This is a genomic window from Pedobacter sp. TM02 (genome assembly GCF_059705275.1).
Genome location: NZ_AP046530.1, coordinates 4,430,833 through 4,456,571, shown reverse-complemented (window position 1 = coordinate 4,456,571; position 25,739 = coordinate 4,430,833). Strand labels below are relative to the sequence as shown.

At 44.3% G+C, this 25,739-nt stretch carries 29 protein-coding genes; 5 read left to right on the top strand and 24 right to left on the bottom strand.

Features of this window, described 5'->3' with window-relative positions; translation table 11 throughout:
* Positions 1-30: 30 nt before the first annotated feature.
* Together AC6H1S_RS19315 and AC6H1S_RS19310 are read right to left on the bottom strand one after the other, a co-directional pair.
* Positions 31-414, bottom strand: a complete 384-nt coding sequence (locus AC6H1S_RS19315) for a hypothetical protein (protein ID WP_199137670.1) — start codon at positions 412-414, stop codon at positions 31-33.
* Positions 414-1,301: a hypothetical protein gene (locus AC6H1S_RS19310; protein WP_497564672.1), complete on the bottom strand. Its 888-nt coding sequence runs from the start codon at positions 1,299-1,301 to the stop codon at positions 414-416. The genes AC6H1S_RS19315 and AC6H1S_RS19310 overlap by 1 nt, the downstream gene beginning before the upstream one ends.
* Before the next feature lie 496 nt (positions 1,302-1,797).
* Here AC6H1S_RS19310 and AC6H1S_RS19305 point away from each other — a divergent pair, with 496 nt between their 5' ends.
* On the top strand, positions 1,798-2,730 hold the full coding sequence (locus AC6H1S_RS19305; protein ID WP_497564671.1) for a hydrogen peroxide-inducible genes activator: 933 nt from the start codon (positions 1,798-1,800) through the stop codon (positions 2,728-2,730).
* Here AC6H1S_RS19305 and AC6H1S_RS19300 read toward each other — a convergent pair.
* The 5 genes from AC6H1S_RS19300 to AC6H1S_RS19280 form a co-directional block, all read right to left on the bottom strand.
* Positions 2,727-3,098 (bottom strand): DUF2784 domain-containing protein, encoded by a 372-nt coding sequence (locus AC6H1S_RS19300; RefSeq protein WP_199137663.1) that lies wholly within the window; start codon positions 3,096-3,098, stop codon positions 2,727-2,729. The two genes, AC6H1S_RS19305 and AC6H1S_RS19300, sit on opposite strands and share 4 nt — an antisense overlap.
* A gap of 2 nt (positions 3,099-3,100) precedes the next feature.
* Entirely contained in the window at positions 3,101-3,544 is a 444-nt protein-coding gene (locus tag AC6H1S_RS19295; protein WP_199137661.1) for a hypothetical protein, read from the bottom strand.
* A gap of 79 nt (positions 3,545-3,623) precedes the next feature.
* Positions 3,624-4,232: a superoxide dismutase gene (locus AC6H1S_RS19290; RefSeq protein ID WP_233165688.1), complete on the bottom strand. Its 609-nt coding sequence runs from the start codon at positions 4,230-4,232 to the stop codon at positions 3,624-3,626.
* A gap of 82 nt (positions 4,233-4,314) precedes the next feature.
* Entirely contained in the window at positions 4,315-4,788 is a 474-nt protein-coding gene (locus tag AC6H1S_RS19285) for a nucleoside deaminase (protein WP_199137659.1), read from the bottom strand.
* A gap of 50 nt (positions 4,789-4,838) precedes the next feature.
* On the bottom strand, positions 4,839-5,174 hold the full coding sequence (locus AC6H1S_RS19280) for a tRNA-binding protein (protein ID WP_497566033.1): 336 nt from the start codon (positions 5,172-5,174) through the stop codon (positions 4,839-4,841).
* A 108-nt stretch (positions 5,175-5,282) separates the two neighbouring features.
* On the opposite strand from AC6H1S_RS19280, the gene AC6H1S_RS19275 reads away from it, so the two are divergent.
* The gene (locus tag AC6H1S_RS19275; RefSeq protein WP_497564670.1) at positions 5,283-6,470 is read left to right on the top strand and encodes a class I SAM-dependent rRNA methyltransferase; all 1,188 of its coding nucleotides are present in this window, start codon (positions 5,283-5,285) and stop codon (positions 6,468-6,470) included.
* A gap of 44 nt (positions 6,471-6,514) precedes the next feature.
* Positions 6,515-7,411 carry a bestrophin family protein gene (locus tag AC6H1S_RS19270; protein ID WP_199137653.1) on the top strand — a complete coding sequence of 299 codons (897 nt, stop codon included), beginning with the start codon at positions 6,515-6,517 and terminating at the stop codon, positions 7,409-7,411.
* Positions 7,412-7,652: 241 nt separating this feature from the next.
* Here the strand turns inward: AC6H1S_RS19270 and AC6H1S_RS19265 are convergent, their stop codons facing one another.
* The 9 genes from AC6H1S_RS19265 to AC6H1S_RS19225 form a co-directional block, all read right to left on the bottom strand.
* Positions 7,653-7,904, bottom strand: a complete 252-nt coding sequence (locus AC6H1S_RS19265; RefSeq protein ID WP_199137649.1) for a DUF6814 family protein — start codon at positions 7,902-7,904, stop codon at positions 7,653-7,655.
* 3 nt (positions 7,905-7,907) lie between these two features.
* The gene (locus tag AC6H1S_RS19260) at positions 7,908-9,434 is read right to left on the bottom strand and encodes an MFS transporter (RefSeq protein ID WP_497564669.1); all 1,527 of its coding nucleotides are present in this window, start codon (positions 9,432-9,434) and stop codon (positions 7,908-7,910) included.
* A gap of 153 nt (positions 9,435-9,587) precedes the next feature.
* Positions 9,588-9,938 carry a hypothetical protein gene (locus AC6H1S_RS19255; protein ID WP_497564668.1) on the bottom strand — a complete coding sequence of 117 codons (351 nt, stop codon included), beginning with the start codon at positions 9,936-9,938 and terminating at the stop codon, positions 9,588-9,590.
* A 144-nt stretch (positions 9,939-10,082) separates the two neighbouring features.
* Positions 10,083-11,138, bottom strand: a complete 1,056-nt coding sequence (locus tag AC6H1S_RS19250) for a nucleoid-associated protein (RefSeq protein WP_497564667.1) — start codon at positions 11,136-11,138, stop codon at positions 10,083-10,085.
* 63 nt (positions 11,139-11,201) lie between these two features.
* Positions 11,202-12,098, bottom strand: a complete 897-nt coding sequence (locus AC6H1S_RS19245) for an NAD(P)/FAD-dependent oxidoreductase (protein ID WP_497564666.1) — start codon at positions 12,096-12,098, stop codon at positions 11,202-11,204.
* Between the two features lie 118 nt (positions 12,099-12,216).
* Positions 12,217-13,005 carry a TerC family protein gene (locus AC6H1S_RS19240; protein WP_199137645.1) on the bottom strand — a complete coding sequence of 263 codons (789 nt, stop codon included), beginning with the start codon at positions 13,003-13,005 and terminating at the stop codon, positions 12,217-12,219.
* A gap of 80 nt (positions 13,006-13,085) precedes the next feature.
* Complete coding sequence (locus AC6H1S_RS19235) at positions 13,086-14,426, bottom strand: hypothetical protein (RefSeq protein WP_497564665.1); 1,341 nt, start codon at positions 14,424-14,426, stop codon at positions 13,086-13,088.
* A gap of 33 nt (positions 14,427-14,459) precedes the next feature.
* A complete protein-coding gene (locus AC6H1S_RS19230) occupies positions 14,460-14,999 on the bottom strand; it encodes a hypothetical protein (RefSeq protein WP_497564664.1) in 540 nt (179 codons plus the stop codon).
* Positions 14,996-15,547 (bottom strand): RNA polymerase sigma factor, encoded by a 552-nt coding sequence (locus AC6H1S_RS19225; RefSeq protein WP_497564663.1) that lies wholly within the window; start codon positions 15,545-15,547, stop codon positions 14,996-14,998. The genes AC6H1S_RS19230 and AC6H1S_RS19225 overlap by 4 nt, the downstream gene beginning before the upstream one ends.
* A 148-nt stretch (positions 15,548-15,695) precedes the next feature.
* On the opposite strand from AC6H1S_RS19225, the gene aspS reads away from it, so the two are divergent.
* On the top strand, positions 15,696-17,441 hold the full coding sequence (aspS, locus tag AC6H1S_RS19220) for an aspartate--tRNA ligase (protein ID WP_497564662.1): 1,746 nt from the start codon (positions 15,696-15,698) through the stop codon (positions 17,439-17,441).
* 39 nt (positions 17,442-17,480) lie between these two features.
* Here the strand turns inward: aspS and AC6H1S_RS19215 are convergent, their stop codons facing one another.
* The 7 genes from AC6H1S_RS19215 to AC6H1S_RS19185 all read right to left on the bottom strand — a co-directional run bounded on the left by AC6H1S_RS19215 (position 17,481) and on the right by AC6H1S_RS19185 (position 22,678).
* On the bottom strand, positions 17,481-17,924 hold the full coding sequence (locus AC6H1S_RS19215; RefSeq protein ID WP_199137637.1) for a hypothetical protein: 444 nt from the start codon (positions 17,922-17,924) through the stop codon (positions 17,481-17,483).
* A complete protein-coding gene (locus AC6H1S_RS19210; RefSeq protein WP_199137635.1) occupies positions 17,908-18,288 on the bottom strand; it encodes a phage holin family protein in 381 nt (126 codons plus the stop codon). Before AC6H1S_RS19210 ends, AC6H1S_RS19215 begins: the two co-directional genes overlap by 17 nt.
* 24 nt (positions 18,289-18,312) lie before the next feature.
* On the bottom strand, positions 18,313-18,579 hold the full coding sequence (locus AC6H1S_RS19205) for a YtxH domain-containing protein (RefSeq protein ID WP_497564661.1): 267 nt from the start codon (positions 18,577-18,579) through the stop codon (positions 18,313-18,315).
* An 80-nt stretch (positions 18,580-18,659) separates the two neighbouring features.
* Entirely contained in the window at positions 18,660-19,712 is a 1,053-nt protein-coding gene (locus tag AC6H1S_RS19200; protein ID WP_497564660.1) for an AI-2E family transporter, read from the bottom strand.
* 91 nt (positions 19,713-19,803) lie between these two features.
* Positions 19,804-21,231 (bottom strand): sigma-54-dependent transcriptional regulator, encoded by a 1,428-nt coding sequence (locus AC6H1S_RS19195; RefSeq protein ID WP_199137629.1) that lies wholly within the window; start codon positions 21,229-21,231, stop codon positions 19,804-19,806.
* A 238-nt stretch (positions 21,232-21,469) separates the two neighbouring features.
* Complete coding sequence (locus AC6H1S_RS19190) at positions 21,470-22,255, bottom strand: enoyl-CoA hydratase/isomerase family protein (protein WP_199137627.1); 786 nt, start codon at positions 22,253-22,255, stop codon at positions 21,470-21,472.
* A gap of 3 nt (positions 22,256-22,258) precedes the next feature.
* On the bottom strand, positions 22,259-22,678 hold the full coding sequence (locus AC6H1S_RS19185; RefSeq protein WP_199137625.1) for a cobalamin B12-binding domain-containing protein: 420 nt from the start codon (positions 22,676-22,678) through the stop codon (positions 22,259-22,261).
* A 122-nt stretch (positions 22,679-22,800) separates the two neighbouring features.
* Between AC6H1S_RS19185 and AC6H1S_RS19180 the strand changes: the two genes are divergently transcribed.
* A complete protein-coding gene (locus AC6H1S_RS19180; RefSeq protein WP_199137623.1) occupies positions 22,801-24,456 on the top strand; it encodes a glutamine--tRNA ligase/YqeY domain fusion protein in 1,656 nt (551 codons plus the stop codon).
* A gap of 544 nt (positions 24,457-25,000) precedes the next feature.
* Here the strand turns inward: AC6H1S_RS19180 and AC6H1S_RS19175 are convergent.
* Positions 25,001-25,732, bottom strand: a complete 732-nt coding sequence (locus AC6H1S_RS19175; RefSeq protein WP_497564659.1) for a hypothetical protein — start codon at positions 25,730-25,732, stop codon at positions 25,001-25,003.
* Between the last annotated feature and the right edge of the window lie 7 nt (positions 25,733-25,739).

Here is a 25,739-nt window from a genome sequence, read left to right as displayed (position 1 = left end):
TCATATTTTTCCGAATCAATACGTGCATTTTTACTGAACATCTCTTACAACAGCCAGCGGCGCAATAGGAGGCAATGGAGGCAAAAGCTGAACATAGGGGCGATAAGGTTCTGGACTGGATGCCTCAGGCGTATAGCCAGCCAAACTTGGCAACTTGGGGGCCGGAGGCATAAGCGGTACCGAAGGCAAAAGATTCGATGCCATCAAAGAAGAAAACGACGAAATGGATGACTGCGAAATAGAGGGCACGTTTGGCATGATAAACTGCAGGTTTGTTCCGTATATCGGATCAAGCTGCGGCGTAAACAAAGGTACCGGCACTTTCCAGTCGGAGTTACCATGAACCCCAATTTGCGCATCAGCCTTGTAAGCGGCAAAGGCCAATGAAACGAATAGCAACAGTTTCTTTTTCATTATAATTGAATGTTTTTTCTATCCAGGAATATAGGAATACCAATTGTAGACATGTAAGTAACCCGATCGCCCGAATAATTGGTTAAATTAAATACGCCGAAACCCATGGTTATGGCCGAATTCTTTAGCGGCCTTACGCCCAAAGAAAAGCCAAGGTTAAGGCCAGACCACTCGGCATTGAGGTTAAGCCTTTTCACTACTTCGTAAGATACGTTGGCAAACACGCCCGTACCATATTTTCCTTTGCCGGCGGCCACATCGTTAGGGCTCTTCCTCAAAAAGCGCCCCGTACCAAAGCCAATGGTATAAGACAGGGCCGCATTGCCGGTTTCTTGCGAACGGTTTCCTCTGATGGCATGGCTAAAGGCAATATAGTAGGTATTTTCTGGCGCATCAGACACTGCCGGATCGGCAAACAGTTGCAAACCGCCAACGGCAATGCTGCAGCTTTTGAAAATCTGCCTGCTTAGCACAATGTTGGCCGACAAATCCCTCAGTTCGCTCACCCGGGTTACGTTAACACTGGCCGAAACATTAACAAACCTGCTCGAGTTGCCAAAGCTGATGCCGGCCGCCCCAATCATATCGGGCTTTTTCTCTACGGTATAAAAAGATGGGTAAATGGCGCCCAAAATCGCAAAAAAATAGGTGGCATTCCCGCCGCCCCAACCCGATGGAGTGGTGATACTCTGCAGATTGTTGCTGGGCAATACAAAAGAACTTCTCGATCGAAACACGGCCTTCTCTTCAATAAGCGAATCCATTTTGAGCGACAGGGCTTTCTCAAAGACCGTTTGGCCAAAAGCTTGGCTGGTGCACCAAACGAGCACCAAGGTTAACATCCCCTTCAAGCCTGCAAGAAAGCAAGATTTATGTTGGTAATTCATAGTTGTTAAAATTTTGATCCTCTAAATGGCTTACCTTTTACAGAGGCGCGTATTTAAAGAGAATGCTAAATCGGTATATAGCCAAACCAGCCATATAGCTTCATCTAATTTATCTTTTCACTAATTTATGGGGATGACGAGCGTTAATCAATAAATGCCGACAGTGTCGGCGTGGTTTGCGTCTAATTCTAACTCAACGGCTTATACAATTTTGTTGTACCAAGTTAATGATTTTATACACAATAGAGGCAACACAAACATAACAAGTTTTTTACAAAAAAATAATAAATTCAATATTTTAACAAAAAAAAAGAACACACACCGTTTTAAAAACAATCGAATAGTGTTTGGGTAGTGGCCATCTCCCGCTCAGGTTACCGCTGTGTTTTTGTGTTCACAGCCTGGCGGAATGGCTAGCCAAAAACACGATGAGAATTTGGCTTCGGCATTATCGTCAGAATTTATATCTTTACAAAATAACATCAGTTTTAACTATATGACCTTAGTTCAGCTTGAATATATTGTTGCCGTTGACACTTACCGGAGCTTTGTAAGCGCCGCCGACAAATGTTTTGTAACACAGCCTACCTTGAGCATGCAGGTACAGAAACTGGAAGAATTCCTGAACGTCAAAATATTCGACCGCAGCAAGCAGCCCGTGGTTCCTACAGAAATCGGTGCGCAAATCATCGCACAAGCACGCATTGTACTGCAGGAAAATCAAAAAATAAAGGAAATCATCAGCAGCCAGCAGCAAGACATTACAGGCGAGCTCAAAATAGGCATTATCCCTACCATTGCGCCTTACTTATTGCCCGAGGTTATCTCGTCGATGCTCGAAAAATATCCGGACCTGAAACTGCTGATTTGGGAATACACTACCGAAGACATCATCCACCATCTCAAAACCGGGGTTCTCGACTGTGGTATTTTGGCTACGCCATTGGTAGACCCCAACCTGAACGAGACGCCGTTGTTTTATGAAAATTTTGTAAGCTACATCAGCAAAAACAGCAAGCTCTTTAAGAAAAAGGCTATTGAAGCCGAAGATTTGGAGGAGGAAAACATCTGGTTGCTGAATGAGGGGCACTGCATGCGTACGCAGGTACTGAACATTTGCCGGTCAACCAAAAACAACCGCCTCCAGTCACTGGCCTATAATACAGGCAGCATAGAAACCCTGATCAGGATGGTAGATGTTAATGATGGGGCTACCCTATTGCCCGAGCTGGCCCTGGCCGATTTGAGCGTAAAGCAACTCAATAAAGTCCGTTATTTTAAATCGCCAGAACCTGTTCGCGAAATCAGCTTGGTAACACATAAGAATTACATCAAAAAGCGGATGCTCAATGCCTTGCGCGAAGAGATACTGGCCATTATTCCGAAAACGATGAAGCAACGCAAGAAAAAGGACGTGATTGGAATTTAATTCCCTGGTTTCCTGCTAAAGAAATTCAGCCTAACCGAAATGGCTATCGCAATTAGAAAAAGGCCCAAGGTAAGCACATCAATCAGCGTAGGACTGAAATTGACGCCAGTAGCTTGGTCGGCAAGATATTTAATAAAGGAAGCGGGCAGGTTCTGTTCGCCCAACTGTTTTTTTACACTCCATTGCCAATCGGTAACAGGGCAATAGCCCAAACCAAACCAAATGCCTAGCACTGTCCAACAGCCCAGGGTAAGCATGGCAAACCAAAAGTGCAGCCTGCGTGTTTTTGGCCAGATCCAGCCAAACAGGTTAAAGCCAATAATAAAAAGGTGTACAAAAGTTAGAAAAGCATCTAAGGCTTTGAGCATGCTTATGGGTTGTTGCTGCCGCTTTTCAAGCCCTCTATGCCCACAACTTTATCTTCTTCTTCGCCTTTTTTCTTTTTCTTTTTCTTGGCATTTGGATCAATGCCGCTCAGGCGCTCCTCTACAATCAGGTTGTATTCGGTTAGCTGCTCAGGCTTCAATACGGCTTTGATATTTTTGTTAAGTTCGTTCTGAACTTTATAGAATTTGGTCTCGTCTTCGTCTTTATAAGTACCTGCCTGCTGCTTTTTGTACAAAGCCAGCTGTTCTTTGGCCAATTCATAGGCATAGTTATACACCACGCTTCTCTGCGTTGGGCTCAGCTTAAGGCGTTTATCCAATTCTTCGATGTTTTTTTTCGCCAGTTCTTCTGCTGTAGGAACCTTTTGTGCCTTGCCTGCAAACGCCACGCCCAGCACTAAAACAAGCATTACCATCCATTTCTTCATAGCCGCAATTTATAAAATAATCCGCAAAACAAAAAAAGCCAGGCTAACCTGGCTTTTAAAATGATAAGCGATTTTGCGATTAAAGTGCTTTTTTGTAACGCTCGGCAACAGCATCCCAGTTTACCACATTCCAGATCGCCGCTAAGTAATCAGGGCGCTTGTTTTGGTATTTCAAATAGTAGGCGTGCTCCCAAACGTCGATACCGAAAATCGGCGTACCTTTTACTTCGGCAATATCCATCAATGGATTGTCTTGGTTAGGTGTTGAAGAAATCACCAATTTTTTGTCGGCACCTACCGATAGCCAAGCCCAGCCCGAACCGAAACGGGTAGCGCCGGCATCCTGGATTTTGGTTTTGAAATCAGCAAAAGAACCGAAAGCCTCGTTAATGGCTTTTGCCAAATCGCCGGTTGGCTCACCGCCTTTGTTAGGGCCTAGAACCGTCCAGAACAGCGTGTGGTTAAAGTGGCCGCCACCATTGTTGCGAACCGCCATTGGGAATTTTGAAATATTTTTGATGATATCTTCGATGTTCGAATTTGCCTCAGGCTTACCTTCCAAAGCTTTGTTCAGGTTGGTAACATAAGCTTGGTGATGTTTGCCATGGTGGATTTCCATGGTCAATTTATCAATATGTGGTTCTAATGCGTCGGTTGCGTATGCTAACGCAGGTAATTCAAAAGCCATAATGTATATATTTAAGTTTAAAAATTGTTACTGTACAAATATAACAGAGAAAGGTTAAGTTTTATTCAATTGTTTGTCAACTTTATTTGCGCTTGTTTTTGAAGAAATCCGTCATCAGTTGACCGCATTCTTCGGCCAAAACACCGCCTTTCAATAACGTTTTAGGATGCAAAAGGTTTTGTCCAATACGCGTAAAGCCACGCTTTTCCTCGTGCGCGCCAAAGACGATGCGGCTAATCTGAGTCCAATAACTGGCACCGGCGCACATGACACAGGGTTCAATGGTGACGTACAGCGTACAGTCCTTTAAATATTTGCCGCCGAGGGTTTGTGCGGCGGCCGTAAAGGCCTGCATTTCGGCATGTGCCGTCACATCGTTCAGCTGTTCGGTAAGGTTATAGCCCCGGCCGATGATCTTACCATGGCTCACCACAAGGGCTCCAATCGGAATTTCTTCGGCATCATAGGCTTTTTTGGCCTCGTTCAGGGCCAGGCGCATAAAATGCTCATCGGCCTGTTCTGGATTTTGGCCTTCTTCGAAATTGTAATAGCTCATTTCATTGTAGATTTTAGATTGACGAGTTGCGTTTGTTTAATTTAACCTCATCAGATCAGTTTGCTGCCATTGGGCACCTTGCTGGCCACGCTGGCCAATACGATATTTCCGTTTTCATCAGCAAAACCAGTGACCAAAAATTCGCTCATGAACTTGCCAATCTGCTTTTTGGGAAAATTGATTACTCCCACAAGCTGGCGGCCCACCAGTTCTTCCTTGGTGTAATGTTTGGTAATTTGGGCACTGCTCATTTTGATGCCAAATTCGCCAAAATCAACCTTTACCTTAAAAGCCGGCTTCCGGGCTTCCGGAAAATCGAATGCCTCCAAAATGGTCCCTACGCGTAATTCTACTTTTTCAAAATCGTTCCAGGTTATTTCTTCCATGCAGTAAAAGTACAATTTAGCCCCCTTAACCACAAACTGGCCGGCATAGGTTTTGTGAAAATGCTGGTGCGCTTTGCGGTTAGCCAAAGGGTTTAGTACCTTTGCAACATGGTTGAAATCAAGTTAAAAAAGGGAAAAGAAAAAGCGGTTTTACAGCGTCATCCCTGGGTATTTTCTGGAGCGTTAGAAAAAGTAAAGGGCGATCCCAAAAACGGCGACGTGGTAAAAGTGCTCGATGCGCACAACGATTTTTTAGCTTATGGCTATTTCAACGACCAGTCGCGGGTGGCTGTCCGTTTGATCGAATGGAACGAAGAACAAGCCATTAACAAAGCATGGTATGGCCAAAAAATCAACCAGGCCATACAAGCCAGGGCGCACTTATTGCAAAAGGAAAACACCAATGCCTATCGCCTGATTTTTAGCGAAGCCGATTTTTTGCCCGGTCTCATTGTAGATAAATATGCCGATTTTTTGTCGGTACAGATTTTGAGTACGGGTATTGAAAAAGCCAAAGACGTGATTATCGAAGCCCTTTGTGAAGCTTTAAATCCGAAAGGCATTTTCGACCGCAGCGATGCTACTGCACGTACACACGAAGGCATTACCGCCGAAAACGGCTTGCTTTGGGGAGAAGCGCCAGCCACTTTCATCGAAGTAAAGGAAAACGGAATTACTTACCATATCAACATCGCCGAAGGACAGAAATCGGGTTTCTATTGCGACCAGCGAGACAACCGTCAATTGCTGGCCAGCTATGCCAAAGGCAAAACCGTGCTCGACTGCTTCAGCTACAGTGGCGGATTTAGCCTCAATGCCTTGCTGCAGGGCGCTACTCAGGTAACCAGTGTAGATAGTTCGGCTCTGGCCATCGAAACCCTCAAGCAGAATATCGAGCTCAACCAATTTGACCATCAGATACACACCGCCATCCAATCCGACGTCAACAAACAGCTGCGTGCCTTTAAAGATGAAGGAAAGAAATTCGACATCGTGGTGCTCGATCCGCCGAAATATGCGCCTTCGCGCTCGGCCCTCGACCGTGCCGCACGGGCCTACAAAGACCTGAACCGCCTGGGCCTGCTGCTTTTGGAAAGTGGCGGCTTATTGGCTACTTTCTCTTGCTCGGGTGCAGTTGATATCGAAACCTTTAAACAGATTATTGCCTGGGCGGCCCTAGATGCCGGTAAGGAGGTACAGGTAATCAGACAGTTTAGCCAACCCGAAGACCATCCGGTCCGCTTGTCGTTTCCAGAAGGCGAATATTTAAAAGGCTTGTTGCTCAGGGTTGTTTAATTTGACAAAAAATCTGCTTAAATTAGTTTAATACACATCTGGCTATGCTCATCGTAAAAAACATCCGTTTAAGCAGAATTATCAGAAACACTTGGCAGGTTGACCTGATCATGATTGTTTCCTGTACCGTGGCTTTTTTGGCACACGAATACCTTATTGCACATCATTTTATCGTCCCTACCATCATTCCCGGTGTTTTGGGTACGGCCATTGCCTTCTTTATCGGCTTTAACAATAACCAGGCCTACGACCGCTGGTGGGAAGCCCGCAAAATTTGGGGCGGACTGGTAAACGATTCGAGGTCGTTTGCCCGAAGCCTGCTGAGCTACGTCCCCAGAAATCCAACTAACGACGAAGTGGTTAGGCGCATGATTTTACGACATATTGCCTTTTTGTATGCCCTTAAAGCCAACTTGAGAAGCACGAAAGACCTTATCTACATCAAGTATTTAAGCGAAGACGAGCAGCTACAGGTAGAAAAACAGCGCAATGTGCACAACGCCATTCTGCATAACCAGGCCAAAGACCTCGAAAAATTATACACCAGCCAGCTAGATGGCTTCAAGTTTCTAGACATCAACAACCTGCTCATCAAATTCAGTGATGAAATGGGCATGTGCGAACGCATCAAAAACACTGTTTTTCCAACCACCTACAGCTATTTAACCAAGGTATTTATTTGGCTGTTTGTAGTTTCGTTTACGTTGGTGATTAGCCAGGATATGGGCTGGTGGGCCATTTTTATGGGTTGGTTGGTAGGCTTTGTATTCGTGTCGACGCAAATCAACGGCATGAGCCTGATCGATCCTTTCGAAAACAACTCGTCGGGCGTACCGCTCAACCAGATTACCCGTACCATCGAAATCAACCTGTTGCAGATGCTGGGCGAAGAAGAAGTTCCAGCTCCGGTAATGCCCATCAACGACGAGTACGTGCTATAAATCCGTTAGTTTTTAACGGGTTGGTTTTCTGCATTAGTCTTTTTTACATAATCCAAATAGTCTGGATCTTTTAATCTCGCCTGTTGTATGGAATCGTCTTTTGCGGTTTCTTTTTTTAGTTCTTCCAATATCTTTTTGTCTCGCTTGGTTAGTTGATATGGCCTTGCCTCTCGTTTCAGCTGACAGCTCATTAACAAAAGAAAAGCCATAAAAATCACGCTAGTTTTGACCCGATCGATGCTCATCTTTCTTCCGAATTTTCGGGCAGCTTATCATACTCCCCCATTAAGGCATACCTACCAAATATAACCAGGCCAATGGCTATCGGAATGAAGATGAGCAGAATGATGCCCCATTGTAGTGCTGTATTGGTTTGCGCCATTCCCGGTTCGGCATGGCTAATCTTATCCCAAGCCTGCCAAGCCATTAAGCCCACCGCTAAAGGCCCTAAAACAATCCAAAAGATGCCTAATATTTTTTTTAATGCTTTCATGGTTTAATCGTTAATGTTTTCGTCGGTTTGATTAGCTAAATAAACAGCGCCGATTATAAAACTGAGCGTGGCGATACCAATGGGATACCAAAGTCCGGAAAGTGGCGTCGCTCCTGCAAAACTGGCAATCAAGGTGGCTATAAAGGGAACCAAACCACCAAAAACACCATTGCCTACGTGGTATGGCAACGACATGGAGGTATACCTGATTTGGGTGGGGAACAGTTCCACCAAAAAGGCGGCGATTGGCCCATACACCATCGTAACCAAAATTACCTGAAAGAAAACCAAGGCCACAAACAGCCAAAAAGTGCCCGAAGTGAGTATCTTGTCTTTCAAAACTTCCTTGGCATGGCCAATGGGCTTGCGCTGATCGGCATACACCGTATCAACCTGCAGCTTGTTAAAAGTACTTCCGTTTAATAAAGTGATTTTGGTACTTGTATTCACCAGCGTATCGCCGGCCGTGTGCAGGGGCGTTTTGGTAATAACCGGCGCGGCAACATCCTTGATCTCTGTTGGTTGCAACTGGCTCAGGTCTGTTCTGTCTAGGAACACCTGATAAATGGGCCGGTAAAAAACAATCCCCAGCAACATGCCTCCCAGCATAATCCATTTGCGCCCAACCTTATCGCTCCATGCACCAAACACCACAAAGAAGGGTGTGGCAAAGGCAATGGCCCAGAGCAAAATATAGCGAGAATCATTAAAATCGACCTTACAGGTATTTTCGATGAAAGACTGTGCATAAAACTGGCCCGTATACCAAATAACACCTTGGCCCATCGTAGCGCCAAATAAGGCCAGCAAAACCATTTTAAAATTGGCTTTCTTACTAAAACTTTCCTTCAGCGGATTTTTAGAAATCCTACCCTCCGTTTTAAGTTTGGCAAACATCGGCGATTCGTGCATTTTTAAGCGGATGTAGATGGAAACGCCTACCAGTAAGATAGAAAGCAGAAAAGGAATGCGCCAGCCCCAGTCGGCAAAGGCCGAAGCGCCGATCAGGTTTTTGGCAAGCACAATAATCCCTAAGGAAAGAAACAGGCCCAAAGTGGCAGTAGTTTGGATCCAACTGGTAAAAAAGCCTCTCCTGCCTTTTGGCGCATGCTCGGCTACATAAGTGGCCGCGCCACCGTACTCGCCTCCCAAAGCCAAGCCCTGAATAAGGCGCAGTACCAGCACCAAAATTGGCGCGGCGTAACCAATACTCGAATAAGAAGGGATAAGGCCGATTAAAAAGGTAGAGCCACCCATGAGTACCAATGTGAGCAGGAACGTGTGTTTACGGCCAATTAAATCGCCCAGACGGCCAAACACCAGGGCACCAAAAGGCCTAACAATAAAACCCGCCGCAAAAATGGCCAAGGTATTGATCAAAGCCGAAGCCCCGGCATCGGCCGGAAAAAGCTGCGCCCCGATAATGCTGGCCAAACTGCCGAAAATATAAAAGTCGTACCATTCGATCAGCGTCCCTAAAGAAGAGGCGCCGATTACTTTAAAAATACTGTTGGGTTTGGTTGGGATCATAACTTTAAAGCTAAGTGTTTGAAAACTAAAACACCATAACATTCTCGAGACATCTCTTCGGCATGCCCTACACCCAGGTGTAGGGCATGCCGAATTTTTCCTTTCTTAGCGCATACTTTTGGATTCTTTGCGGCAAAAAAGCGATCTTTAATACTAGGATTTACTCAGCGGATGTTGCAGATAGAGGATAACCAGCGACAACAGTAGAAAAGGCAGTTCAATCGCAGCCCCCTTCAGATCTTTATGGCTCAACTCAAGCGCCATGATAAACAAAATGCCCGCAGCCGTGATGAAGTTGCCGTACAGAAATGTCTTGGGAAACAAGAGCAGGATAGCACCGATGACGGTGAAGGCACCCAGCACCAGTACGCCGTTTTTGCCCACATTAAATTTGTTAAATAGCTGAAGCATTTCTGGTTTGCCATTGATCATGGCAAAGCCTTGTTTGATGCCCATGTATAAGGCAAAAAGAATGAAGATCGAATTGAGGATTTTAAGTGCCATAAGTAGTTGGTATTGGTTATTAGCTTACAGCAATTTAAGAAAATTTATTCCTTTTTAAGAAACGGAACCAACGGCCTCAAATCAATCATGAAGAAATTAAGTTGACTTGAGCCAGATACCAGGCCCAATCGGGTGCTGATCGGACTATTGCTCTTCCCTAAAATAAACCTTGTAATAGTTCATCGAGCGGTCATCATCAAAGCCTTTTTCAATGAGTTCTTTATTGCCGTGGATATAGATGTGGAAATTCTTATCGAGCTTTAAAATACTTTTGAATGCTTTGGCCTGTTTTTTAACTGCCGCATCAGAAATATCGAAAGTATCGGCAATTGGAGCATCAAACTCCTCTTCGTAGCTTTTTTTGTAGCTTTTAAAAAGCGCTATCCCTTCTTGATTGGCAATTACCTCGTTGGCAAACTCGTCGATATCAAAGCTTTCCTTTTCCTTAAAATACTTCATCGAGCGGTTTAGCAAATCGATCTTATCGGTTTTGGTTACTTCAAACTCCTCATCCAGTTTTTCGGTAATGAAGTTTTTGTACACGCCCAGTACATTTTGCGTTTGACTGTAGTTATCATTCCTTACCTTAAGCCTCAAAAATTCGTCTTTCCAGTACACGGCTTCGGCACTGCGGTTGGTCTGGTCTATAACCGCTACCTTAAAGCCCTGTTCTTTATCGGTGTTGAAAATAAGGCAGCCTTTATCCAGTTTGCTGATATTGATGGCTTCCTGCTCATAGCTTAGCGCAAAGCCGCTCTGCTCTGGATAAACTTTGATATAGCTCTCTTTGGTTTCTGATTTAAAAATACCGATGGCGTCGTGCAAGTCTCCTTCGATCTGCACATTTTCAAAATAAGCCACATAAAGCTCGCCCGACTTGATTTTCGGGTGGTTCGAAATATCGTACAGGTAGGTAGCCAGTTTCTTGCTGTTTTCGTGAAACAAATCGCCATTGGCAAAAATTTCAGACGCGAAGTGATACACCTCATTCAGGTTCAGGTCGTTGTTGGGATGCATGAAGTGGTAAATTTCATTCACCTTTTCATAAGGCGACAGGAAATACTGCAGCAAGAGCTGTTTCAGCATTTCGTCTTGAATGTACATCGACTGTTCTGACAGGACATAGAACTCGTCTTGCAGCTTGTTGCCAATTCTATGGATAGAAAGTTCGGCCAATGAGGCTTCGAAAAAGGTTATCATACGCTCAGCTTAAAATGTAGGCCTGCAAAAGTAGGCTTTAGCTTTGGCATGCTCAAATCGGAATTAAAAATCGGCTGCTATCAATTCCTTGCTGGCCGAAATACCAGCCAGGTTGCCATTTGCTACAGCTCCCGAAACCGTGCGGAACAATGTGGTACAATCGCCAGCCGCAAAAACACCGGGTACCGTAGTTTGTACGCCATTAACCACAATCAGGTTTTGCTGGTCTATTTCACAGCCCAATTCGGCCGCGAGCGACGAATGCTGCTCGAGGCCACCACGGCCAAAAACAGCGTTTAGTGGATGTTTGTTCCCATTTTTAAGCAGAAGATGCTTGAGAATCCCGTCTTGATGTACGATTTCGGCAATTTCATCGGTTACGATTTGAATGTCTTTTCGCTTAAAGTATTCGGCCTGCTCATCGTTCAAAGCTGGCAATCCATTGGTAAACAAGGTAAGTGCTGTGCTCCAATTATAGATCATTCTGACAAACTCAAAAGCCATATCGCCATTGGCTATAACGCCCAAAGGCTGCCTGGCCACTTCGTACCCATGGCAATACGGACAATGCAAAACCGAAATGCCCCAGCACTCGGCAAAGCCCTTGATGTCTGGAAATATATCTTTAATGCCCATAGCCAAAATAAGCTTGCGGGCTTCAAAGCGTTGTCCATCGGCGGTTGATACGGCAAAGCCGGCGGTTATTTGCTCGGCTTTGATGGCCAACCCCTCATGGCATTTAACCGTAGGATAAGCCAGCACCTGAGCCTTCGCTTTGGCGCTGATCATGGCTGGTGTTTCGCCATCTTGCGTTAAAAAATTATGCGAATGTGGGGTTTGCCTGTTGCAGGGTTCGCCTGCATCAATCAGCAGTACGTTGCGCAACGACCTACCCAAGGCCATGGCGGCCGAAAGACCGGCGTAGCTGCCTCCAATAATGATTACTTCATAGCTGTCCATTTCTTTTGAATTGATTTTGGACAAACCTAAAAAATTAAACGCAACAATGTTGCGTTTATAAAAAATAGGAAACCGCCGTGACGATTAGAGCTTCCTGTCGCCATGCGGATTTGCGATTTTACTTCTTGTCGGTATCTTCATGTGGTGTATTGCGCAACTTGACCGGCTTTTTGCCTTTTTTCATTTTCAGATTCAGCATTTCTACCAATACCGAAAAAGCCATGGCAAAATAGATATAGCCTTTAGGGATATGCTGGTCTAAACCTTCGGCCAAAAGCGAAACCCCAATGAGCAGCAAGAACGAAAGCGCCAGCATTTTTACGGTTGGGTGTTGATTGACGAAATTGCTGATGGCTCCGGCCGAAACCATCATAATGATTACGGCAATGATAACCGCGGCGATCATCACCTCCACATGTTCGGCCATACCTACGGCGGTAATCACCGAATCGAGCGAGAATACGATATCGAGCAGCAGGATCTGCACAATGACACCACTAAAAGAATATACTTTTCCTTTGACTTCATGCTCTTCCGCGCTCTCCAGTTTTTCGTGTATCTCGTGTGTGCTTTTATAAATCAAGAAAATACCGCCGATAATCAGGATCAAATCGCGACCAGAAATAGCCAGCTTGCTTAGCCACTCTTGGCTGTCAACGCCAAACCACTCGCCAATGTTAAATAAGGGCGAAGTAAGTTTCATGATCCAGGTTAGCGACAACAACAGGAGCACACGGGTAATCATGGCGAGGCCCAAACCCAGCTGACGTCCCTTTTTTTGCTGATGTTCTGGTAATTTACCCGATAAAATAGAAATGAAGATAATGTTGTCTATCCCTAAAACAATTTCTAAAACGGTTAGGGTCAATAGTGAAATCCAGGCTTCTGGACTGCTTAAAAATTCCATAGTTAATCTGATCTTAGGCGAAAATAAAAAAAGCCTGCTAATTTTCATTAACAGGCCTTGACTTTATTTGTTTGGTTTGTTTATCTAAATGTAACCGAATTATAGGCAGAACGTACGCTTACCTTGTTGCTGCCCCCTTTGCCGATCTGGCCGGTATAGCGTTTGGTCTGGTCGTCGTCGTCGTTGGTTTTGCGCGCTGTTACATTGCTGCCGTATTTAAAGCTATTGTAGCTTACCGCTACATCAAAATCGGCTGAATAGCCGGCATCAAAACCCAAAGCCACACTGCTGTATTCGGCATTGACACTGATGTTTCTGCTCATTGCATCGATATTGTTGGCGCTTAGCGAACCGTATTGGATCCTGGCGCCCAAGTTGCCATGCAGGTTGGCTATTTTAACCGTGGCGTACTGCACGTCCAAATCGAGTGGGCCCGCATTGCCAATGGTGATGCCGCTGCCATATTGATGCCTGATTACAGAAGCATTTTTTACGGTTCCGATATTTACCGAAGTGTATTGCAAATCGAGATTCAACGTACCTGCCGTGCCAATGGTTAGGCCGCTGCCGTATTGATGTTTAATGGTAGCGCTGTTTTTAATGGTGTTAATATTGGCCGAGGTGTATTGCGCATCTAAATCGAGCGTACCTACCGAAGCAATTGTTAAGCCCCCGCCATATTGATGCTTGATACGCGCCTGGTTCAGGTCTTGCAACACACATTTGCCATATTGTACCGAAATGTAGTTATTGGCATTGCTCAAGTCGCCGGCGGTAAGATTGCCATATTGTACCTTAAGCGAAGTTGGGCCAGCAAAGCTATCCATTACAATGCCGCCATATTCTTGCGACGCGGTTAAAGCATTGGTTGATGGCATGTAAACCGTATAGTATACCTTTACTTCCTGACGCCATCTTTTGCCATTGCGGCTGCCACTTCCCTTATTGCCGTCGCCGATGCTTGTTTTAAACGATACAACGTCGCCACTTTTAGAGGCATTAATGTTGGTATTGTCCAGCAAGCGTTGTGCGGCTTCTTCGGTATTGGCATAGGCTTTAATGTCTACGTCTACCTTCACTTCGTTTTTGTCCCAGGTTTTAATGGTCATGCCGCCATACTGATTGCTCAAGTTCACTTTGTCGTTGCGGTCTACACTAAACGACTTGGAGAAGGTTTTGGCCCGCATCGGATCATCGGCATCTTGGTTGCTGCTGTACGAATAGCTTACCGAGCTTGAATGGCTTACGCTGATTTGAGAGGCTTTTGATCCACCGTTTTTGGCTACAGTGGTTGACATCACCGGCGCAGCTGGTGCTGCGGGGCTCGAGGCGGCTACTTCTCCGGTTTGCACGGCGTTAACGTGCGTAGCGAGCAATAGCAAACCCGACACCCCCAAGGCTACATTTTTTATTCTTTTCATGATCGATTGTTTTGTGATACAAAGCCGTTGGCCCTATATCGAATTCTCCTTTTTATATTGATTGACTTGGTTTATAATTCCTAATTGCTGGCTAAGCAATTGCGATTGTATTTCGAGGTTTTTCATCATGGCTTTGACTACGTCTGCGCGGTTAGGGCTGGTTTGCAGCTCTTGTTTTAGGGCTTCGTAATCTCTGCTCAGTTTGGCCATATCGTCGGTAAATTTGCCATATAGCTCCGGATTATCCTTGGCATAAACCTGCAGGCTGTCTTTCTTTTCCTCGATAAGGCTAGCCAAATGCACCTGTTTGTTTTTAAATGCCGGATTGACATCGGCAATTTCCAAACCCGTATTGTTGGCTTTTTTATAGCTGGCCGTAAAATAAATGCCCAAACTAATCACCAGCATCGCCGCGATGCTGAGCCACGAATATAACCTTACCGACTTTTTTGGCTGTTCTTTTTCTTTCTTGTCTAATTCGGAGGCTATGCGTTCCCACAGCTGTTCTGACGGGCCTTTTACTTCAAATTCCTTCTTGTTAGCCTTTACAAACTCCTCTAATTTATTATTCATCTTGCTACTCCTTTCGTTTCTAATAAACTATTCAACTTTCTCTTGGCTCTCATGTACTGCGAGCGTGATGTGTTTTCTGTTATTTTCAATATGTGTGCAATCTCTTCGTGGTCGTAGCCCTCAAACAAATACAGCGTTAGTACCACTCGGTATCCATCTGGCAGCTCGGCCACGGCAGTTTTAATGGCTTCTACCTTTAAAGCGGTTTCTTCTGGGTCTGGTGCCGTTTCTTCGGCCACGTCAACCTCGTCTATGCTTACAAATTCGACTTTGCGTTTACGCAAGTAGTTAATGGCCCGGTTAATCACGATCTGTTTAAGCCATAAACCAAACGTGGTTTCCTGCCTAAAATCCGCAATACGGTTAAAGGCATCCAGGAATGCTTCCTGAAGTACATCTTCGGCTTCGGCATCGTCGTTTACAATACGCAGGGCTACGTTATACATCGCGCTAGCATATAATTTGTAAAGCTCAAACTGTGCTTTCCGGCTTCCCGCTCGGCATTCGTTAACCAGCGAAACGTGTTTGTCTATGTATGCAGTTTCCAATTTTAAAAGGCGTTCAAATCAAGAGACAGTCTATTTTCAAAAACGTTGCATCAAGGTAGAAAAAAAATTTTCTGGCCACATAATCAGCCTAGGTTTCGGAAACCTTGACAGGATTGTGTATTTTTGCGGCTCAAAATTTGATTTAAAGATGTTAAGAACAACTACTTGCGGCGCCTTAACGCTGCAAAATCTAGGCGAAAACGTTACACTTTGTGGCTGGATGCAAAATTCGAGAGATTTGGGCGGGATGACTTTTATAGACATTCGCGACCGTTACGGCATTACGCAATTGGTTTTTAACATGAATGACAATGCCGACCTCTGCCAAGCCGCGCGCAACCTTGGCCGCGAATTCGTGATCAAGGTAAGTGGCGTTGTAGTAGAGCGTTCTAACAAAAACAAGGAAATTCCGACCGGCGATATCGAAATTAAGGTAGAAGCCCTCGAAATATTGAACAAGGCCAAACTGCCTCCATTCTTAATTGAAGATAAAACCGATGGTGGCGACGATTTGCGCATGAAATACCGTTACCTTGACCTGCGCCGCAATCCGATCAGGAACAACATGATCTTGCGCCACAAAATGGCTCAGGCTACCCGCCGTTACTTAGACGGATTGGATTTTATTGAAGTAGAAACGCCGGTACTGATCAAATCGACACCGGAAGGCGCCAGGGATTTTGTGGTACCAAGCCGCATGAACGCGGGCGAGTTTTATGCCCTGCCCCAGTCGCCACAAACCTTTAAGCAATTGCTGATGGTTTCGGGCTTTGACCGCTACTTTCAGATTGTAAAGTGTTTTAGGGACGAAGACTTGCGTGCCGACAGGCAGCCAGAATTTACCCAAATAGACTGCGAAATGTCTTTCATCGAACAAGAAGACATTCTACATACTTTCGAAGGCCTGATCCGTACCTTGTTTAAAGAGGTGCGCAACTACGACCTGCCTGAAGTACCTCGTATGCAATATGCCGATGCGATGCGCTGGTATGGTTCAGATAAGCCTGATACCCGTTTTGAGATGAAGTTCATCGAAATGAACGAGGTGGTAAAAGGGAAGGATTTTGCGGTTTTTGACAATGCCGAACTGGTAATTGCCATCAAAGCCAAAGGCTGTGCACACTATACCCGTAAGCAATTAGACGAACTGACCGACTTTATCAAGCGTCCGCAAATTGGCGCTACCGGTTTGATTTATATGCGCCACAACGAAGACGGCTCATTAAAATCGTCGGTCGACAAGTTTTATAGCGAAGAGGAACTGCAAAAATGGTCGGCCGCCTGCCAAACCGAACCTGGAGATTTGGTATTGGTGATGGCCGGCGTAAAAGACAAGGTACGCAAGCAATTGAGCGAGCTCCGCTTAGAAATGGGCACACGACTTGGCCTGCGCAACAAAGATACCTTTGCCGCACTTTGGGTACTCGACTTTCCGTTGCTGGAATGGGATGAGGAAACCGAGCGCTACCACGCCATGCACCATCCGTTTACTTCGCCTAAGCCAGAAGATATTGCCATGCTCGATACCGCACCTGGCGAGGTAAGGGCCAATGCCTACGATATAGTGGTTAACGGCACTGAAATTGGCGGTGGATCTATCCGTATTTACGACCGCGACTTGCAGGCTTTGATGTTCAAACACCTGGGCTTTAGCCCTGAAGAGGCCCAAAAACAATTTGGCTTCCTGATGGATGCCTTCGAGTTTGGCGCGCCTCCGCACGGTGGCATTGCCTTCGGCTTCGATAGGCTTTGCTCTATTTTTGCCGGCCTCGACAGCATCCGCGATGTGATTGCTTTCCCTAAAAACAACTCGGGCCGAGACATCATGATCGATAGCCCAAGCACCATCGACGAAAAGCAATTGAAAGAGCTGAAAATCAAATCTGATTTATAAAATTAACAAAAAAGGAAACCAAAATGGTTTCCTTTTTTGTTAATAGGTTTCGCTGTCTGGCGGAATGCCATAATCTACAAAAGCCAGCTCTTTTTCCTTGTCCTTTTTCTTTTTGGTAAAAAGCGACTTCACCAGGTTAAAAATGCCCGACATGCTTTCGGCATCTAAAGATTTGCCTACTTTGCCCGATACCAGCGCCGCCAGGGCCTTGGTAATCAGACCGGAGCCTCTAAAAAAAGTACTGTTCATTAGCATAGGCAACACAATAGACATCACCTTGCTACTGATATGGGTTTTTTCGTCTAATTTGAGAAAACCACTTGGGGTTGCATATTTTTTAATCAGGTTACCAATAGAAAACCGAGCCACATACGCTTTCGAATCATGCTTCAGCATTTCGCCCCTTTGTTTATAATCGGCCTTAAGGCGCTTGATTTCGCCTTGCAGGTCGTTCAGGTTCTGTATGTTACTTCTCTTCTTCATCGTCGTCTTTATCGGCAACTTTATCGAAATATTTTTTGATGAACATGTTGATCAAATGTTTTTCGATGTATTTGTCCTTGGTTAAATAAACAATAACAGACAGGAACAGGTAAATTCCTGCCACGCACCCAAAACCGGCCGCATAGCTTCCCAAAACGGTCGACAGGTAGAGCGCCAATGTAAACGAAGCAAACAAAAATGCCAGTACAAAGCAAATAATTACAGCAGCGCTCGTAATCAGGTCTGCAAATATTTTAGAACCTTTTTCTACAGCCGACAACCTGGTATATTCGATACGCGTATCAATATACTCCTTGGCATCTAAAAAGATATCCTCTAAGCCTTTTTCTTTGTTTTCTTCCATTATTTGTTCGTGTTGTTAAATCGCTCAAACGTTTTCTACTTCCGATGAATACTCATCTTCCACGTCTCTCAGTTTGCTTTTGATAGAGTTTACTACTTTATCTTTCAGCGAAGTGAGGTTGTTGATCTCATCGGCCGCCTTGTCTCTGATCGAATCGCCAAAATCTTTCAACGACTGTCCTAATTTATCGCGAGTTTCGCTTCCTTTTTCTGGGGCAAACAATAAACCTAATGCTGCTCCTGCAGCCAAACCGGCTAATAGCGCTACAACTACTTTTGAATTATCGCTCATGATCTTAAAATTTTATGTTTAACAATTTGTTTGTTTCAAATATAGCAGAAGAGATGTTATTGCATTGTTAAAACTCGTTTTTATAACTCCTCATGTTCCCGAATTGTTTTAATTCTTTCCAATCTTTCCGAAGCCAGCGAACTGGTTTCGTAGATTTTGACGAGCAGCATAAAGTACGAGAGCAACAGTGGGCCAAACACCAGTCCCAATATACCAAATAAAGGAATACCAATAACCACGCCAATTACCGTAATTATGGGATGAATATTTCCAACTTTTTTGGCAATCATGAAACGCAACACATTATCGATGTTAATGATAACCACAAAACCGAAGATGAGCATGGCCCAGGCGGCAAAATTATTACCGTTGGCCATTTGCAACAGGGCGGCCGGCACAAACACCACCGGCGGACCCAAAACGGGCACAAAAGAAATAAAAGTGGTAACCACGCCCCAAAACAACGGGTCTTTGTAGCCCAGCACGTAAAACGACAAGCTGACCAGCGAGCCCTGCACCAAACAGATGAATCCCTGCCCCACTACATTGGCATAGGTGGTATTGCGCATTTCTTCGGCAAAGCGTTGCGCATTCTGCTCTCTAAACGGGGCATATTTGATTAGCGCCCGCTCAAAGGTTTCGCGCTCTACTAGCATGAAATAAAGAATAAAGTACATGAGCAACAGGCCCAGCACCGTGTTAAAAATACCCGAAATAAGCGATGGGAAAAGCCCTGTTGCCCAGGCTCCCGCTTTTTTGAGGCCGTCTTCAATAATCACCTGCACGTTTTCCTCTACCGGTAAAAGATGTTTTACCTTATACAGGATGTTCTTGAAATAAAGCTCGTCGTTTCGCAGCTCTGTTATTTTCTCAATCACCATGCTGCTTAATGCGTAAAAAGGCAACACCAGCACAACCAGCGACAGAAAGAGCAGGAGAATGGCCGTAAAGCTCTTGTTCCAGCCCCTTACTTCGGCCAAATAGATATAGCCTGGGCGCAAAATGGTATAAAGCACCAAAGCGCTTAACAAGGAACTAAAAATGCCGAGCAGGGAATAGGCAATTAAACAGCCCAGGGCAATAATAATGACCAGGTTGATGTTATTGCGCTGTTTGTAGTTAAATAAAGACATATAGAGCTTTAGCGGTTAAAAGCAATAATAGCAAAAGCCCCCAAAATGTTTTTAGAATCTTTAAATTTAATAGGCCAAGGCCACAATTAGCCTAGTTGCCCAGATCTATCGCCTTCATTTTGTTGTAAAGCGTTTTGCGGTCGATATTTAAAAGCTTGGCGGCTTTGGTTTTGTTAAAATTCACTTCGCGCAGCACATTTAAAATGGTTTCGTACTCTGCTTCGAGTGCGGCATTTTTCAAATCGCGGGGCCTATTGGTTCCTGCCGAACGGATAATGGTGTTCTCTACGGCATTTTCGATAGCAGTGGCCTTGGCGTAGGTAGAAATCTCCAAAGGCAGTGCCTTGAGCTGGATTTCTTCGCTTTCTGTAAGCAAGGTGGCTCTTCTTACCACATTTTTAAGTTCGCGCACGTTACCGGGCCAGTTATAGGTTAAAATACATTCTTCTACCTCTTCCGAAAAGCGCTGCACGTTGCGATTAAGCTCGGCATTAGCCTGCGCCAAAAACGTGTTGGCAAACACCATAATGTCGGTACCCCTTAAGTGCAAGGGTGGCAAATGGATAGAAAATTCGTTAAACCGATGGTACAAGTCTTCCCTAAAACGGCCTTTTTGGATAGCTTCGCCCAAGTTTTCGTTGGTTGCTACGATAATGCGAACATCCAGGTCGATTTCCTTGGTGCTGCCAATACGCTTGATTTTACGTTCCTGTACTGTTCTTAGCAGGGCTGCCTGGATGTCGTAAGAAAGGTTACCTACTTCATCCAAAAACAAGGTGCCTCCATTGGCCATCTCAAAATGGCCTATCTTGGTGTAGAGCGCTCCAGTAAACGAGCCTTTCTCGTGACCGAAAAACTCGCTTCCCGCCAATTCTTTGGTTAACGATCCGCAATCCATGGCAATAAACGGCTTGTCTTTTCTCGGGCTGTTCATGTGGATGGTTTTGGCCACCGATTCTTTTCCCGTACCGCTTTCGCCGGTTAGGATAACACTATAGGAAGTTGGGGCTACCAACATGATCTGACGCATCAAGTCTCTCGAAGCCGCACCTTGGCCCACCACAAATTCGCCGGTTTCGGCTTGTATCTGCTTGTTATTGCTTTTGTCTTTCTTGTTTCCGGTTTCAACAGGATCGTTGGCTGCTGCATTCAAGGCAATCTGCGTTTCGATAGCCTTATTAATCGTATTGAGAATCTCGTCGGGATAAAGTGGTTTGGTGATATAGTCGTACGCCCCCAATTTGATCAGTTCTACAGCCAGCTTGATATCAGAATAGCCGGTAATGATAATCACACCGGTTGTAGGGTATCTTTCCTTGATTTTGATGAGCATTTCCTTGCCGTCTGTATCCTCCAAGCGATAATCACACAGCACGAGGTCAAAACTTTGCTTAGAAAGATAGTCCATGGCAGAGGCACCACTGGTAGCAGTTTCTACGGCAAATGAATTTCTGGTTAAGAATTTAGACAGCAAAAGGCCTATATTAACCTCATCATCAACAATTAATATTTTTTTCATACGAAATATGCGCCAGTCAAATAATAGCTAAATATAGCTAAAAAATTACTGTGGGAAATATTTTCTACACCATTTTTAAGTTTTTTTACAATTAATTCACAGCGGGAATTTTTTTCTCGTTTAAATTAAAGTTATTTTTCCTTTAAGTTAAAAATCAGGCAATTGCAAAAAATATTGTCTTAAAAAAAGAAAGCCTGCCTGCATTTCTTGCAGACAGGCCATAACTTTGGAGCGGCTCTTATTTACCGCTGAAAACAGGTTTTCTTTTTTCTAAAAATGCCGTTACGCCTTCTTTAAAATCGGCCGTACCAAAGCATTTGCTAAATTCTTCTATCTCTACCTGAAAGCCATTGCCTGTTTTGTTACCACCTGCCGCATTGATGGCTTTAATGGCACTGGCCACGGCCAATGGAGCCCTGAGTTTGATTTTGCCTAGTATTTCTTCGGCTTTGGCTATCAGCATAGTTTGTGGAACGACTTCATTTACCAAGCCCATTTGCGCCGCTTTTTCGGCGGTAACCATATCGGCAGTGGCGATCATTTCCATAGCCCTGCCTTTGCCCACCAGTTGCGTTAATCGTTGCGTACCGCCATAACCCGGAATAAGGCCTAAAGTAACTTCAGGCAGACCCAATTTGGCATTTTCGCTGGCAACGCGTATGTGGCAAGCCATGGCCAATTCCAAGCCGCCACCTAGTGCAAAGCCATTGATAGCCGCCACTACCGGTTTCGGACAGTTCTCGATGGCATTGAATACATTTTCCTGTCCTTTTTGGGCCAGTTCTTTGCCCTCGGCCAGGTTATAGTTTTGAAATTCGGAGATATCCGCACCCGCGACAAAGGCCTTTTCGCCTGCACCAGTTAGCAAAACACCACGCACTTCTGGATTCGAAGTAGCATTGGCAATGACATCGGCAAGCTCGGCTAGCACTTCCTTGTTTAGTGCATTGAGTTTTTGCTCGCGGTTGATGGTCACGTAAAGTATATTTTCCTTGATTTCGGTTAACAGTTGTTGATAGGTCATAACTTAAAAATTTCGATGGGTAACTACCCAGTTTTCAATATATTGAACGATGCTTGTCATGGGGGTGCCGGGGGCAAACAACTCGCCCACACCTATTTCCTGGAGTTTTTTCATATCGGCTTCCGGGATAATGCCTCCACCGGTGAGCAACACATCGTTCAGTTCTTTCTTTTTCATGATTTCTACAATCTTCGGAAAAACGGTCATGTGCGCTCCCGAAAGAATCGAAATCCCGATGGCATCTACATCCTCTTGCAGGGCTGTATTCACCACCATTTCAGGGGTTTGGCGCAAGCCGGTATAAATCACCTCCATTCCGGCATCGCGCAGGGAAGTAGCAATAACCTTGGCGCCACGATCGTGCCCATCTAAGCCTACCTTTGCCACTAAAACACGGATGGGCCTATTCAATGTCTTGTTCATATTTGATTGTAAAATAGGATGTAAATGTAAAGAAATTAGCCGTTTTATTCATTAATCCTTGCAAACAAGCTCAAAAAATAGCCCTATTCTTCGTAACTTTGACATTTAAGATAGATAATTTTATGAGTGAAGAGAAATCATTAAACTTTATTGAAGAGCTAATAGAGAATGATTTAAGCAGCGGCAAATACAAGACGTTGGTTACACGTTTTCCGCCCGAGCCTAATGGATACCTGCATATTGGCCATGCCAAAGCCATCTGCCTTAATTTTGGGTTAACCCAGAAATACGGTGGCTATACGAATTTGCGTTTCGACGATACCAACCCGGTAACGGAGAAAACCGAATACGTAAACAGCCAGCAGGAAGATATCCAATGGTTGGGCTTCCAGTGGAAAAACGAACTGTATGCTTCTGATTATTTTGACCAGCTGCACGGCTTTGCTGTAAAATTAATTGAAAAGGGCCTGGCTTATGTAGACCATAGCACAGCCGAAGAAATTGCTGCCCAGAAAGGCACGCCTACCGAACCGGGAACGCCAAGTGCCTACCGCGGCCGCAGCATCGCTGAAAACCTCGATTGGTTTGCCCGCATGAAAAACGGCGAGCTGCCCGATGGCGCCTGTACCTTGCGTGCCAAGATCGATTTGGCGAGTTCGAACATGCTGATGCGCGATCCGATCATTTACCGCATTAAACATGCCCACCACCACCGTACCGGCGATGCCTGGTGCATTTACCCAATGTACGATTTCGCCCACGGCCAAAGCGACAGCATCGAGCACATTACACACTCGATTTGTACCCTGGAATATGTGGCACACCGTGAGCTGTACGATTGGTTTATTGAGCAATTGGAGATTTTTCCATCTAAACAATATGAGTTTGCCCGTTTAAACCTCACCTATACCGTCATGAGCAAGCGCAAGCTGCTGCAATTGGTTAACGAAGGTTTGGTGAGTGGCTGGGATGATCCACGTATGCCTACCATCAGTGGTCTGCGCAGACGCGGCTACACGCCAGAGAGTATCCGCGAGTTTTGCGAACGTATTGGCATTGCCAAGCGCGAAAACCTGATCGAACTGAGCTTATTGGAGTTCTGCATCCGCGAAGATTTGAACAAACGCGCCAACCGGGTGATGGCGGTGTTGGATCCGATCAAATTGGTGATTACCAACTATCCGGAAGGACAAGAAGAAATATTGATCGGCGAAAACAACCCTGAAGCAGAAGATAAAGGCGGTACCCGTGAAATTCCTTTCAGCAATGAATTATGGATAGAGCGCGAAGACTTTATGGAAGAACCTGCCAAAAAATGGTTCAGGCTGGCGCCAGGCGCTACGGTAAGGTTAAAACATGCCTATATTGTACAGTGCCATGACTTTAAAAAGGATGAAAACGACAACATAACCGAGGTTCATTGTACTTATATTCCAGAATCGAAAAGTGGTGCCGACACCAGTGGCATCAACGTAAAAGGTACCATCCACTGGGTGAGCACCAAACATGCACATACCGCAGAGGTTCGTTTGTACGACAGGCTGTTTACCGTGGAATCGCCAGATAGCGAGGAAGGCGATTTTAAGGACTACCTGAACCCGAACAGCATGGAAGTGATCAAGGCCGCTTATATCGAACCTTATTTGGCCAACGCGACCACCGGGTTGGGCTATCAGTTCATCCGCAAGGGTTATTTCAGCTTAGATAAGGACTCGACGCCAGGCAAGCTTATTTTTAACCGTACAGTTGGCTTGAAGGATTCGTTTAAGGTGAAGTAATGCGAATTGAGTATAGCGTAGTGCGATAAACGTTTGGTAACTTGCGTTGAACGTTTTATAGACAATAAACAAAAAGCTCCCGCCAAATTTGGCGGGAGCTTTTTTCTAAATTAGACTGGCTGAGGACACAACAAATCTATACACGGTTATTTATGTTAAAATTGAGCAATAGATCCCTCGGTGAAAAGCGAAAAACGAACTGGCTTACGAGCTATATATACAATTAATATCTCAGCTATATTCTCTTCCCCAACACAGAGATTACTTCAAAAGGCCTATAATAGATTAGTTCTTTATTAACGCAACATGAATATAAAAGTTAATTATAGCCGGATCGGCAATATTGGTAATCTCAACTAGTGAATCGACATTTAATCTTGTCCTAATTGCTATCATTTTTTCTTGTTATACACTAGATTCCTTAAACTTGATATCGGCACACATCTTAGGGTCATTTGCGTTTTCTAGTAATAATCCTACGGAGATTTTTTTAGACTTGCCAGCTTGAAATGCAGCAATTATCAAATTTGATATTTCCTATTACCTAAAGAAATACAGAATAAAAATTATTTTTATCTAAGGTATACCAATTACCATTTATATAGTAATATTTATCTTTCTCAATAACAACAATGGGGCAATTATTTTTTAGATATTTCTTTTGATTATTCTGATTATTTAATTCGCTAAATGTATAATATCCAACTACGTTTTCGTAGTTACTATAAAATACTCTATTTTTTTTATCGAAGAATAGATATTTAATTTTATTGTAACTATAATTAACCCTAGGATTGTTATCGGTTTTTTTTTCGCTATGGACATTTATGGTCAACTTATACTTGTCTATATTGGACCCTGTTAATCTAACGCCTAGCTTAAAAAGAGAATATTCACTTGGTTGATTTTTGACATTAGAAATATTTCTCATGTCATACCTTCTAAAGGATTCGACGTGGAGTGCTTGTCCAAGTTTGCCATTATAAACACACAGCCATAACTGTTTCATATAATCTTGATTAGACCCGATTCTTTTTACATAATTCACTTTCAAAAACACTCTATTTACAACTTCTGCACTTTCTAATGCTAAATAATTGTTTATCAATATTGTATCTTTCCCATAACTAATCGTCAGCATTCCACTGCCTGGTTCATAATAAAGTTCGATTTTTACTTTGTCTCCTTCAAAAGAATCTAGAGAATAAGATTGTGCTCTTGAAAAGGTAATCGTAAAACATAGACTAATCAATAATAGAATTTTTATTTTTATCATAGTGTTA